Raw genomic sequence first — 13285 nt, 5'->3', positions numbered from 1 at the left:
CGCCGGTCAGCTACCGTGCCCGCCCCCAGCCTACCCATGCAGACCTCGCAAGATGCCGCGTTGCACCAGGCCATGGAAGAGGCCGCCGAGTGGTTTGCGCTGCTGCGTTCCGGCGAGGCCACCGAGGCCGACCGCCACGCCTGGCAGTCCTGGCTGCAGGCCGGCGCGGCCCAGCGCAGCGCCTGGGCATACGTCGAGCGCGTCAGCCGGCGCTTCGCTCCCATACGCGCCAGCGCCGATCCGCAGGCGGCCGCCGCAGTGCTGCAAACCGCACGCGCACAGCTCGTCCGCCGCCGCCAGTTGCTGCTGGGCGCGGCCGCACTGGGCGGCAGCGGCCTGCTGGGCTGGGCTCTCTGGCGCCACACGCCGCTGCCCGCGATGACCATGGCCTGGACAGCCGATTACCGCACCGGCACAGGCGAGACCCGACAGCTGGCGCTGCCGGACGGCACCCGCGTGTGGCTAGCCTCGGCCAGCGCCCTCGACCAGGACTACCGGGCCGACCTGCGCCGCCTGCGCCTGGTGGCCGGCGACATCTTCATCGAGACGGCAGCGGATGCGCGGCCCTTCGTGGTGGATACTCCCCAGGGCCGCCTGAGGGCGCTGGGCACGCGCTTCAACGTGCGCCTCGAAAGCGAACAGACCGCCGTCGCCGTCTACGAAGGCGCCGTCGAGGTGCGCACCATGGCCAGCGACGGCCGGCTCGTGCTGCAGGCCGGCCAGCAGGCCCGTTTCGACCGGCATACCGTCCGGGCCGCCGGCCCCGCGGACGCGGCGGGAGCCTCCTGGATCCACGGCATGCTTATCGCGCAAGACATGCCCTTGAGCGAGGTGGCAGCCGAACTGGCCCGCTACCGCCACGGTCACCTGGGCGTGGCGCCAGCAGTGGCCAGGCTGCGCGTGTACGGCAGCTTCCCATTGCAGGACACCGACCGGGCTCTGGCCATGCTCGCCGCCATCCTGCCGATCCGCGTGCGCCATCCCCTGCCCTGGTGGAGCACCATCGAGGCGCGGCCCGCCGCGCACGGCGCCGGCGCCACGCTCTGAAGGCGCGCCGGCTCCGGCCCGGCCGGCTATTCCCCGGGCCGGCATACGGGCAGCAGGCCTTTCCGACCGGCCCGGGCCGCCATAATTTTTACATCGCCGCGAAAATCCGGTTCCGCTTTTCGGCCTCTCGTTCGATCAAACCAATGAGAAGCCTTCCCATCGACGACGCGCCCACGGCGGCGGGCCCCCAAGCCTATACGGCGCCCGGCGCAAGCCGCGCGCGCCGGGTGCGCCCGCAGCCACAGGCCCGGTTCGTTCGACAGGATGGCCCTCTTGCACTGATCCACCCATGCCGAGGAAGAACCAGACCATGACACGCCGTGCCGCACTTGCCGCCAACCGGGCCGACATACCCTATCCAAAAGCCCGCAGGCCCGGCCCACGCCCCGCGGCACTGAGCCTGCGGGCGCATCTGGCGCTGGCGGGCGGCGCGGCGCTGGCCATGGGCTGCAGCGCCGCGGCCTGGGCGCAAGGCGGCGCGGCAGCGCAAACCGTGGCGGCGCAGGCCGCCAGGCACTATGACATTCCGTCCGGCCCGCTGGGTACCGTAATGGCCCAATTCGCCGGCGCCTCGGGCGTGCTGCTGGCAGGCTCTTCCGAACTCGTGCAAGGCCGCAGCAGCCCAGGCCTGAGCGGTACCTATACCACTACGGCCGCCATCCAGGCGCTGCTGGCCGGCACCGGCCTGGAGGCCGTGCGGCAATCCAACGGCACCTACTCGCTGCGCCGGGCGGCCGGCACGGGCAGCACGGGCGTGAGCGTGCTGGCGCCGGTACTCGTCAAGGGCAGCACCGGCCTGCCCGACGCACTGCCGCCCGCCTATGCCGGCGGCCAGGTCGCACGCGGCGGCCACCTGGGCATGCTGGGCAACAAAAGCATCATGGACACGCCCTTCAATGTCACCAGCTACACCTCTGCGCTGGTGGAGAACCAGCAGGCCGTGTCGATCGCCGACGTGCTTGCCAACGACCCTTCCGTGCGCACCATTTCCTATGGCCTGACCAACGCGGCCGGAGCCGGCGACTCGTTCATGATACGGGGCTACTCCACGCAAAACGCCGTGCTGTTCGACGGCGTGGCCGGCGTGGCGCCGAGCCGCACATTCCCCGCCGGCACGGCCGAACGCATCGAAGTGCTGAAAGGCCCCAATGCGCTGCTCAACGGCATGGCTCCCAATGGCACGACGGGCGGCGCAATCAATATCGTGCCCAAGCGGGCCGACGACCAGCCCCTGACCCGCGTGACGGCCTTCTACCAGTCGCGCGGCCAGCTCGGCACGCACCTGGACATGGGCCGGCGCTACGGCGACGACGGCCAATGGGGCATACGCTTCAACGGCATATACAGCAATGGCGGCACCGCCACCGACGGGCAGTCCGTGGAGCTGGGCGCGGCCACGCTCGGCCTGGACTACCGCGGCGCCCGCCTGCGGGCGTCTCTGGACGTGGGCCACCAGACCTTGAACAACCAGGCGCCGAACGGCGCGGGCGGCTTCGGCATCGCCGACGGCATCGGCGTGCCCCGGCCGCCCGATGCCAGCCGGCGCGTAGCGCAGGACTGGGAATACTCCAAGACCCGCAGCGACTACGTGCTGGGCAAGCTGGAATACGACATCAGCCCCGACTGGACGGTCTATGGCGCGGCCGGAGGCAGCAACAATCGTTTCCGCTACTTGTCCACCGATCAGTACGTGACCGACCTGCAGGGCAATGCGGAGGCGACGGTGTATTACTGGCCCGATTTCTGGAACTACCGCAGCGTGCAAGGCGGCGTGCGCGGTTCGTTCCAGACCGGGCCGCTCAAGCATCAGATAAATTTGAATGCCGCCTATCTGCAGCAGGATCACGGCTACACGGTCGACTACTACGGCTTCGCCAGCTTCAACACCAATATATACGACCAGGTGTCGGTACCACGCCCCTCGACCGCGGGGTTCTCGTCGAGCCCGCCCAAGACGGATACCGTGAAACTGCCGTCACTGGCATTCTCGGACACAATTTCACTGCCCGACGACCGTTTTTCCATCACGCTGGGCGCACGCCACCAAAGAGTGAAGTACATCACGTACGACACCAGCACCGGAGCGGGCGACACCACCTACGACGAAAGCGCCGTCACACCCATGCTGGCCTTCGTATTCAAGCCAAGAGACGATCTGTCGCTTTACGGCAATTACATAGAAGGGCTCAGCCAGGGCGACACGGCACCCATCGGCACCACCAATGCCGGGCAGGTATTCTCGCCCATCAAGACTAAGCAATACGAGGTAGGCGCCAAGTATGATTTCGGGCGCTACGCCACCACACTCGCCCTGTTCCAGATCCAGAAGCCCAGCGGCCTGGCCGTTTCCAACGGCGACGGCACCTACACCTACCAGATGAACGGCGAACAGCGCAATCGCGGGGTGGAGCTGAACGTTTTCGGCGAGGTCGCGCACGGCTTGCGCCTGCTGGGCGGCGTGGCGTATACCCAAGCCACACTCGCCCACACGGCCGACGGCGTGAACGACGGCAGGCAGGCGCCGAACGTGCCGCGCTGGCAGCTCAACCTTGGCGGCGAATACGATCTGCAAGCGGTGCCCGGCCTGACCCTGACCGCCCGCATGATCTCGACCAGCCCGCAATACCTGGATGCCCAGAATTCGGCCCGCATACCCGGCTGGACACGCTGGGACGTGGGCGCGCGCTACAAGACCACGGCCATGGGCCGGCCGCTGACCCTGCGGGCCGGCATCGAGAACCTGTTCGGGCGCGACTACTGGGCCAGCGGCTCGGGCAGCTGGATATACCTCGGCAGTCCGCGCATCTTCATGCTGTCGGCCAGCATGGAGTTCTGAGCGGGCCGTGCGGCAAGGCGGCGCCGTCATTCCAGTCCACCCTGGCCGCGGCCGAGCATGCTTTCGCGAAATTGTAACAACCCACCGCAAGCCGCGTCGTGAGCCGGGAACCCCGGAGGAGTCCGAAGCGCAGGCGAGTCTGCCGAGCATCGGAACTCCGCAGGGCAGCCCCGGCGGCTCAAGTACTCAACTCACCCCGCCGGCGGCACCACCGCGGTAACCTCGATCTCGACCCGGGCGCGGTCTTCGACCAGTTCCGCGACCTCAACCGCGGTCATGGCCGGATAGTGGCGGCCGATCACGTCGCGATAGTGGCGCCCCACCTCGCGCAAGGCGCCGACGTATTCTTTTTTATCGCACACATACCAGGTCATGCGGGTGATGTGCTCGGGCCCCGCGCCCCCCTGCTCGAGCACCGCCACAATATTGCGCAGCGCCTGCCCGGCCTGTTCGGCGAAATCATCGGTCTCGAACTGCTGCTGGCCATTCCAGCCGATCTGGCCGCCCACGAACAACAGCCGGCTGCCGGCCGCGAATTCCGTCATGACGCCATTGGCATAGCCGCGCGGCTCCAGCCAGTCGGGGGGTTGCAATATCTTCATTCCATATTCCTCTTGAATCTTGATTTCGGCGGCTTAATGTGAAAGAAGCCTCTTTCATCCTTGGGGGTGGCCGCAACTGCCATCATCGTTAGGGCCTGCTGTCAAAGAGAGAACGTGCCCTAAGCCACAGGCAGTACAAGCAGTACGGCAAGGCAAGGCGAAGCAACGCCGTTATCTTTCTGACGGTGCACTCGTCATGCCTTCTTGCGCAGCACGAAGCGTTGCAGCTTGCCGGTCTCGGTGCGCGGCAAGGTGTCCACGAACTCGACGTGGCGCGGATACTTGTAGGGGGCGATCACGGACTTGACGTGTTCCTGCAGGGTCTTGACCATGGCCTCGCCCGCCGCGTGGCCGGGCTTGAGCACCACATAGGCGGCCACGATATTGCCGCGCTCGGGGTCGGGCATGGCCACCACCCCGCACTCGGCCACCGCCTCGTGGCGCAGCAGCGCATCTTCCACCTCGGGGCCGGCAATGTTGTAGCCGGCGGAAATGATCATGTCGTCGTTGCGCGCCTGGTAATAGAAATACCCATCGTCGTCCATGGTGAAGGTGTCGCCCGGCAGGTTCCAGCCATGCTGCACGAAGACGCGCTGGCGCTCGTCGTCCAGGTAGCGGCAGCCCGTCGGCCCCTTGACCGCCAGGCGGCCCACCGTGCCGCTGGGCACGGGGTTGAAATCGGCGTCGACGATTTGCGCCACATAGCCCGGCACTACCTTGCCGATCGCGCCGTGGCGCACCTCGTCGCCGGCGCTGGACACATAGACGTGGATCATCTCGGTGCCGCCGATGCCGTCTATCATCTCGAGCCCGGTCGCATCCTTCCACAACCGGCGCGTGGCTTCCGGCAGGGCCTCGCCGGCCGACACCGTCTTCTTCAGGGTCGACAAGTCGTATTTGGGCGCCAGCGCCGCCATCTGACGATAGAACGTGGGCGCCGTGAAGCTCATGGTCACGCCGAATTCCTGCACCGTGGCCAGCAGCTCATCGGGGGTGAGGCGTTCGGTCAGCACCACCGAGCCGCCCTCGCGCAAGGGGAAGCACAGCAGGCCGCCCAGCCCGAAAGTGAAGGCCAGCGGCGGCGTGCCGCAGACCACGTCGTCGGCATTGGTGCGCAGCACATGCCTGGAAAACGTGTCGCACATCGCCAGCACGTCACGGTGGAAGTGCATGCAGCCCTTGGGCTTGCCGGTGGTGCCGCTGGTGAAGGCGATCAGGCACACATCGTCGATCGCCGTATCGCAGGCCTGGAAACGGGCCGGCTTGGCCGCGGCCAGCGTGTCCAGGCTTTCCTCGCCGTTTTCATTGAAATAGCGCACCTGCTTCAGTTCGGGGCAGAAGTCGGCGTGGCGCGCATCCAGGCAGCGCTCGACCTCGTCGGCCAGCCGCGCGTCGCACAGCACCGCCTGTATCTGCGCCTTCTGGATAATCGGCTTGAGCTCGGAAGAACGCAGCAGCGGCATGGTGGGAACCGTCACCAGCCCCGCCTTGACCGCCGCCAGCCACGAGGCTGCCATCATCACGTTGTTCGGGCCGCGCAGCAGCACGCGATTGCCGGGCACCAGCCCCATGTCTTCGGCCAGCACGTGCGCGATGCGGTTGGTCAGTTCCATCAGCTGCAGATAGCTCATGCTGCGCTTCTCGCCGCCCTCGCGCCAGTGCAGCGCCGCGCGCTCGCCCTGGCCGCGCGCCACGATGGCATCGACCAGCTCCACCGCGCAGTTCAGCCGCGCCGCATACGCCACATCCGGGTTGCCTTCCAGCAGCAGCTCGGGCCATTCCTCCAGCGGCGGCAGGTGGTCGCGGGCAAATGTGTCTTTATGGGCCGATACTTCCATGTTCATCTCCTTGACTGTCCAGCCACCCCGATGCCCGCGGGCCAGGGCCTGTGCATATGGGCCCGCCGCACGGCAAGAGCGGCAACTCTTGCTTATTCCCGCCCGCCGGCCTCAGCCGGCGGCGGCCTCTTTAAGCAGCTCGCGCGCGATGATCAGCTTCTGCACTTCGGTCGCACCTTCATAGATGCGCAGCGCGCGGATCTCGCGGTACAGCTTTTCGACCGGCGCACCGCTGACCACGCCCGCGCCGCCGTACATCTGCAGCGCCCGGTCTATGACCCGCTGGGCCGATTCGGTGGCCGCCATCTTGGCCATCGCCGCCTCGCGCGTGGTGCGCACGCCCTTGACGTCGCGCAGCCAGGCCGCGCGGTACGTAAGCAGCGCCGCCGCGTCGATTTCGGTGGCCATCTCGCCCAGCGCCGCCTGGGTCAGCTGCAGGTCGCCCAGGGTCTGGCCGAACATGCGGCGCGAACGTGCCCGCGCCAGCCCTTCGGCCAGGGCACGGCGGGCAAAGCCCAGCGCCGCGGCCGCGACCGAAGCGCGGAAGATATCCAGCGTCATCATGGCGATCTTGAAGCCCTGGCCCGGCTCGCCAAGGCGATGCGTGAGCGGCACCCGGCAGTTCTCGAAGCGCAGCGTGGCCAGCGGATGCGGCGCGATGACGTCGATGCGCTCGGAAATGGACAGGCCCGGCGTGCCGGCGTCGACCACGAAGGCGCTGATGCCGCGCGCCCCGGGCGCCTCGCCGGTGCGCGCGAACACGCAATAGAAATCGGCAATGCCGCCGTTGGAGATCCAGGTCTTGCTGCCGTCCAGCACATAGCTGTCGCCGTCCCGGCGCGCGGCGCAGCTCATGGCCGCCACGTCAGAACCCGCCTCGGGTTCCGACAACGCGAATGCCGCGATTGCCTCGCCGCTGGCGACCTTGGGCAGGTACGCCAGGCGCAGCGCGTCGCTGCCGGCGATGGAAATGGCGCCGCTGCCTAGGCCCTGCATGGCGAAGGCGAAATCGGCCAGGCCGTCGTGGCTGGCCAGGGTCTCGCGCATGATACACAGGGCGCGCGAATCGATGGCCGGCCAGCGGCCGCCCCAGCTGCCTTCGGGGCCCAGCGGCACGGCCACCCGCAGCCAGCCGGCCGCGCCCAGCCGCGCCACCAGATCGCGGCAGGCCGCGTCGGTGTCATGGTGGTCGACCGCGGCCAGGGTGCCGGCGCACCAGGCCCGCAGCTCGTGCGCCAGCTCGTGGTGGCGCGCGTCGAAGAATGGCCATTGCAGCCAGCTGTCGTCGATGCTCATTTCAATCGCCCTGGAAAGCGGGTTTCTGCTTGGCCACGAAGGCCTCGTAGGCGCGGCGGAAGTCCTTGGTCTGCATGCAGATGGCCTGCGCCTCGGCCTCGGCCTCGATAGCCTCCTCGACGCTCATGGACCATTCCTGCAGCAGCAGCTTCTTGGTGACGCCATGCGCGAAGGTGGGGCCGTCGGCCAGGCGCCGCGCCAGTTCCTGCGCCGCGCCCAGCACCGCGCCGCCGTCGTGCAGGCTGTTGAAGAAGCCCCAGGCCAGCCCTTCGTCGGCGCTCATGGCGCGGCCGGTGTACAGCAGCTCCGAGGCGCGGCCCTGCCCTATCATGCGCGGCAGCAGCGTGCAGGCGCCCATGTCGGCGCCGGCCAGGCCCACGCGCGTGAAGAGGAAAGCCGTGCGCGCCTGCGGGGTACCCAGGCGCATGTCGGACGCCAGCGCCACCATGGCGCCGGCGCCGGCGCAGATGCCGTCGACGGCAGACACGATAGGCTGCGGGCACAGCCGCATGGCCTTGACCAGGTCGCCCGTCATGCGGGTGAAGTCGAGCAGCTCGGGCATGCTCATGCGGGTCAGCGGCCCGATGATCTCGTGCACGTCGCCGCCCGAGCAGAAGTTGCCGCCGGCCCCGGTGACCACGACGGTCTTGATGTCGGTGGCATAGACCAGCCCACGAAACAGGTCGCGCAGTTCCGCATAGGAATCGAAGGTAAGCGGGTTCTTGCGCTCGGGGCGGTTCAGGGTGATGGTGGCGACCTTGGCGTCGGCCGACACTTCCCAGAGAAAATTGCGGGCTTCATAGCCGGCATACGGCCGCTTGTGATGCGCCATGGTGTGTACGACTTGTTCCATGTGTGGACTCCTGTGCGTTATGGGCCGGTTCGCTGGGAACCCGGCGCCGATGATCTTGTTGCCGAATACCGCCTGGCTACCGCGCGATTCCGGCGCCGGCTGCCGCAGGGCCGTCGGCGGCAAGCTGCGCGTGCCTAGCCGGCCGCGCCTGGCCGGCCGCGCCTAGCCGGACATGACTTCGCCCCCGTCGACGGGGATGGACTGCCCATTGACTGCGCCGGCCTGCGGCAGGCACAGCCACTGCACCGCGCAGGCCACCTCTTCGGGCTGCACCAGCCGGCCTTGCGGATTGCGCTCGGCCAGCTTGGCGCGCGCCTGCTCGGGACTCATGCCGGTCTTGTCGCTGATGTTGGAGACAGCCTCGCGCACGATGTCGGTTTCGGTATAGCCCGGACAGACTGCATTCACGGTCACGCCCTTGCCGGCGGCTTCCAGCGCGACCGAGCGCGTCAGACCCACCACCGCATGCTTGGCCGCACAGTAAGCGCTGACATAGGCATAGCCGACCAGGCCGGCCGTACTGGCCACGTTGACGATGCGCCCCCACTGTCGCTGCAGCATGCCGGGCAGCGCCGCCTGCATGCAATGGAAGGTGCCGGTGAGATTGACGGCCAGCATCTGCTGCCACTGCTCTTCGCTGAGGCGGTCGAAACGCTGGCTGACCGCCTGGCCGGCATTGTTGACCAGGATGTCCACGGGGCCGAAGTGCTGCGCGGCCGAGGCGAACGCGGCGTCTACATCTTGCCGGCGTGCCACGTCGGCGCTGGCGGCATACACCTCGCCGAGTTCCGCCAAGGCCGCCGCGGCCTGCTGCAGGGAGTGCTGCGAGCGACCTAGCAAGGTCACGCGCGCGCCCTGCGCCAGCAGCGCACGCGCGACTTCATACCCTATGCCGCGCGACGCGCCGGTGACCAGCGCGTGGCGCCCCTGCAGGGCCAGGCCGGCCGGCCCGCCATCGCGACGCGGCGCGGCACCCGCGCCGGAAGCGGCGTCAGCAGCCACGCTCATTTGCCCACCTGCTGGGCATAGGCCGCGGCGCGCTCGAAATTGGTCTCGAGCTGGCGCTTGGCCGGGAAGTATTGCTTGGGCCACGCCACGTCGGTATAGCCGATGCGTGCCGATTCGCGCAGCGTCCAGGCCGCGTCGGCCAGGTGCGGGCGGGCCAGGGCGCACAGGTCGGCGCGGCCCGAAGCGATGATGCTGTTGACGTGGTCGGCTTCGAAGATGGCGCCCACGGCAATCGTGGCCACGCCGGCCTCGTTGCGCACACGGTCGGCGAACGGCGTTTGATACATGCGCCCGTAGACCGGTTGTTCGGCCTTGCTGACCTGGCCCGACGAGCAGTCGACCAGATCGGCGCCGGCCTGCTTGAAGCGGCGGGCGATCTCGATGGCGTCGTCGGCCGTGATGCCGCCCTCGACCCAGTCGTGGGCCGAGATGCGCACCGACATGGGCAGGTCTTCGGGCCAGGCCGCGCGCACCGCGTGGAAGACTTCCAGCGGATAGCGCAGGCGGTTTTCCAGCGAGCCGCCGTATTCGTCGCCGCGCTGGTTGGTCAGGGGCGAGATGAAGCTGGACAGCAGGTAGCCGTGGGCGCAGTGCAGCTCGAGCCAATCGAAGCCGGCCTCGTGGGCGCGCCGCGCCGCGGCCACGAACTGGTCGCGCACCTCGTCCATTTGTGCGCGCGTCATTGCCTGCGGCACCTGCGACACGCCTTCTATATAGGGTATGGACGAGGCCGATACCAGCGGCCAGTTGCCTTCGGACAAGGGCAGGTCGGTGCCTTCCCAGCTGACGCGCGTGGATCCCTTGCGCCCGGCGTGGCCCAGCTGCATGCCGATGCGGGCGCTGCTGTTGCCGTGCACGAAATCGACGATGCGCTTGAAGGCGTGCATTTGTTCGTCGTTCCACATGCCGGGGCAGCCCGGGGTGATGCGCGCCTCGGGCGAGACGCAGGTCATTTCGACCATGACCAGGCCGGCGCCGCCCATGGCGCGCGCGCCCAGGTGCACCAGGTGGAAGTCGCCCGGCACGCCGTCCACGCTGGAATACATGGCCATGGGCGAGACCATTACGCGGTTCTTCAGGGTTACGCCGCGCACGGTATAGGGCAGATGCATGGGCGGCACCGCCTGGTCGTGCGTATCGACGCCGGCCTTGCCGGCCATCCAACGCTCGTAGCCTTCCAGCCAGCCCGCATCGCGCAGCCGCAGGTTTTCGTGCGAAATGCGCTGCGAGCGGGTCAGCAGCGAATAGGCGAACTGCTCGGGCTCGAGGGCAGCATAGCGCTCGACATTCTCGAACCACTCGGTGGAGTTGCGCGCCGCGTTCTGGATCTTCAGCACTTCGACGCTGCGCACCTCTTCATAGTGATGTAGGGCGGCTTCCAGGTCGCTGGGATGGGCGCGGATGGAGCGGTCGAGTTCGATGGCGTCTTCCAGCGCCAGCTTGGTGCCCGAGCCGATGGAGAAATGCGCGGTATGCGCCGCGTCGCCCATCAGCACCACGGGTACCGTGCGCCCTCCGGGCAGCGCCTGGCGGTGCACCCAGGTGTTGCAGATGACCCGCGGGAAGCGGATCCAGATGGCCGAGCCGCGCAGGTGCGTGGCGTTGGAAACCAGCGGATTACCGTCCAGCCAGGGGGCGAACAACTGCTCGCAATAAGCGATGCCGTCTTCCTGGCTCATGGTGTCCAGCCCGGCGGCCTTCCAGGTGGAATCCAGGGTTTCGACGATGAAGGTCGACATGCCAGGCTCGAACTGGTAGGCGTGGGCCTGGAACCAGCCGTGCTCGGTCTGCACGAAAGCGAAGGTGAAGGCGTCGAAGGTCTTGCGCGTGCCGAGCCAGACGAAGCGGCACTGGCGCGTGTCGATGTCGGGCTTGAAGGTATCGGCGTAGCGCGTGCGTACGCGGCTGTTCAGGCCGTCGGAGGCGATTACCAGGTCGGCCTGGTATTGCTCGGCCAGGGCCTGGTCGTCGGTGACATCGGTTTCGAATACCAGCTTCACGCCCAGTTGTTCGCAGCGGGCCTGCAGGATGTTCAGCAGCTTCTTGCGGCCGATGCCGATGAAGCCGTGGCCGCCGCTGCGCACGCTGCGGCCGCGGTAATTGATTTCGATGTCGTCCCAGTGGTTGAAGGCGGCGCTGATCTCTTCGGCCGACACGGGGTCGGCCTGGCGCAGATTATCGAGCGTGGCATCGGAGAACACTACGCCCCAGCCGAAAGTGTCATAGGGGCGGTTGCGCTCGACCACGGTGACATCGCGGCTCGGATCCCCCAGCTTCATCAGCAGACCGAAATACAGGCCCGCGGGGCCTCCACCTATGCACAAGACTTTCATGTCGATGATCTCCGGGCGCGGCGCCGGCATCCAGGAACCGGCAGGCGGCGGACGCCATGCCGGGCCGTCCGTCAAAATACTTTAGGTTTAAACTATATCGCTAACAAACGAAGCTGGCAAGTGGTATTTGCGATCATGATCGGGATCGGCCGCCCTGCCGCCGTCACCCCGCTCCGGCAGCCCGGGCTTCGGGCCATCGGGGCCGCCTCCCTTCCGTGCATCGAGCGCGGCGGCGCGGCCGAGGGCCGCGGACTTAGCCGGCCAGGCCGTTCAGCGTCTGCAGCAGCGTGGCGCGCGACTGGCCTATGACGGCGCCGCGCCAGTCGTCGTGGTTGGGGTAGAAGGTATCCCGGTGCACCGCCTTCAATTGCCGGCGCAGTTCGGGGTCGGCCTGCGGATGGCTTTCCAGCCAGCGGTCGCTGCGCAGCGCCATGAACACTTCCGGCAGCGGCCGCGTGCCGTATTCCAGGGCCAGGAAAGTGCGCTGCGGCACATCGCCGCACTCTTCCAGCATGGCCTGCACCAGCGTACCGGCAATGTCCACCGTGCTGGACTCGGCGCCGAAGATGGGCACCAAGTCGCGGCCCCACCACTGCAGCGCCCGCTCGTAGTCAGCGCCCGGCGGCTGCACGAAGATTTTCTCGGCGTGGCCGTAGGGCCCCAGGCCGGTGTGATAGTCGATCCAGGCCACACGCTCGCGGCCGCTGCCGTATTCGCGGCAGATCCGGCGCAGCACGAGATTGCTCCAGGACGGCGCCACGCCGCCGTAGAACAGGCCGTCGGCGTGCGTGTGTTGGCCTTTCATCACGGCCTCGCCGTAGGCGCGCTCGCCGCGCGTGCGGATGAAGTCCTGGATGGCCGCCTCGTTGTCCGGGCCCGGCGGCCACGCCTCGGGCAGCAGCAGCGGATGCAGATCGGCGTAGTGGGCGTTTACCGGCAGGGGCTTGGTGTAATCGCAGAAATTGCGGTTCAGGTCGATATTGTCTTCGTTGGTGCGATGGCCGTAGGAAAAGCCGTAGGGGTTCAGGGCATGCACCAGCAGTATGCCTATGCCGGCCGCGGCGGCCTTGTGCAGCAGCGGCTCGTCGTGCATCAGGGCAATCTGGCAGCCCGAGCCGCAATAGCCTTCGGCCCCGTGCGTGCCCGAACTGAGCATCAGCAGCGCGCGGGCGTCGTCCGGCCCGGCGTAGGCAGTGTCTATGGCCAGCGCTTCACCGTCCACGCCCGGGCCGACGGGGTTGACCTCGCTGCGCACGGTGTAGCCACGGGTGTGCGCGGCGGCCAGGAATGACTGCCGGGCTTCGGCATACGAGGCGGAAAAGAATTTCTCGAACATGGCAGGAGCATCCCTCGGAAAGCGTGCTTGTGTTGTTGGCGGACAAACCACCCGGCCGATGGAAAGCCGAGCGGGCTTTACAGCGGTTTTGTATGGTTCGCGGCTCAGGGCTTGTGGTTTAGGATTAAAAAGTGTT

Annotated in this window: 9 protein-coding genes; 2 read left to right on the top strand and 7 right to left on the bottom strand. The window is 67.7% G+C overall.

The annotated features are described in order from the left end of the window. The first annotated feature begins 36 nt into the window (after nucleotides 1-36). Together CEY11_RS14470 and CEY11_RS14465 are read left to right on the top strand one after the other, a co-directional pair. Nucleotides 37-1047 (top strand): FecR family protein, encoded by a 1011-nt coding sequence (locus CEY11_RS14470; protein ID WP_233154892.1) that lies wholly within the window; start codon nucleotides 37-39, stop codon nucleotides 1045-1047. Nucleotides 1048-1357: 310 nt separating this feature from the next. Continuing rightward, nucleotides 1358-3883, top strand: a complete 2526-nt coding sequence (locus CEY11_RS14465) for a TonB-dependent receptor (RefSeq protein ID WP_088604115.1) — start codon at nucleotides 1358-1360, stop codon at nucleotides 3881-3883. A gap of 191 nt (nucleotides 3884-4074) precedes the next feature. On the opposite strand, the gene CEY11_RS14460 is transcribed toward CEY11_RS14465, so the two are convergent. From CEY11_RS14460 to CEY11_RS14430, 7 genes are all read right to left on the bottom strand, one after another. Continuing rightward, the gene (locus tag CEY11_RS14460) at nucleotides 4075-4485 is read right to left on the bottom strand and encodes a RidA family protein (RefSeq protein ID WP_088604114.1); all 411 of its coding nucleotides are present in this window, start codon (nucleotides 4483-4485) and stop codon (nucleotides 4075-4077) included. A gap of 194 nt (nucleotides 4486-4679) precedes the next feature. Next, nucleotides 4680-6323 (bottom strand): AMP-binding protein, encoded by a 1644-nt coding sequence (locus tag CEY11_RS14455; RefSeq protein WP_088604113.1) that lies wholly within the window; start codon nucleotides 6321-6323, stop codon nucleotides 4680-4682. A 111-nt stretch (nucleotides 6324-6434) separates the two neighbouring features. Beyond that, the gene (locus tag CEY11_RS14450) at nucleotides 6435-7619 is read right to left on the bottom strand and encodes an acyl-CoA dehydrogenase family protein (protein WP_088604112.1); all 1185 of its coding nucleotides are present in this window, start codon (nucleotides 7617-7619) and stop codon (nucleotides 6435-6437) included. 1 nt (nucleotide 7620) lies between these two features. Further along, complete coding sequence (locus CEY11_RS14445) at nucleotides 7621-8472, bottom strand: enoyl-CoA hydratase family protein (protein WP_088604111.1); 852 nt, start codon at nucleotides 8470-8472, stop codon at nucleotides 7621-7623. 162 nt (nucleotides 8473-8634) lie between these two features. Then, nucleotides 8635-9480 carry an SDR family NAD(P)-dependent oxidoreductase gene (locus CEY11_RS14440; RefSeq protein WP_088604110.1) on the bottom strand — a complete coding sequence of 282 codons (846 nt, stop codon included), beginning with the start codon at nucleotides 9478-9480 and terminating at the stop codon, nucleotides 8635-8637. Next, the gene (locus CEY11_RS14435; protein WP_088604351.1) at nucleotides 9477-11813 is read right to left on the bottom strand and encodes a bifunctional salicylyl-CoA 5-hydroxylase/oxidoreductase; all 2337 of its coding nucleotides are present in this window, start codon (nucleotides 11811-11813) and stop codon (nucleotides 9477-9479) included. The genes CEY11_RS14440 and CEY11_RS14435 overlap by 4 nt, the downstream gene beginning before the upstream one ends. 253 nt (nucleotides 11814-12066) lie before the next feature. After that, nucleotides 12067-13149, bottom strand: a complete 1083-nt coding sequence (locus CEY11_RS14430) for a M14 family metallopeptidase (RefSeq protein ID WP_088604109.1) — start codon at nucleotides 13147-13149, stop codon at nucleotides 12067-12069. Between the last annotated feature and the right edge of the window lie 136 nt (nucleotides 13150-13285).

This window comes from Candidimonas nitroreducens, from assembly GCF_002209565.1.
In the GTDB taxonomy this organism is placed as follows: Bacteria; Pseudomonadota; Gammaproteobacteria; order Burkholderiales; family Burkholderiaceae_B; genus Candidimonas; species Candidimonas nitroreducens.
Note: the sequence above shows the minus strand (reverse complement) of the source record. Positions and strands in the feature narration are given on the sequence as shown.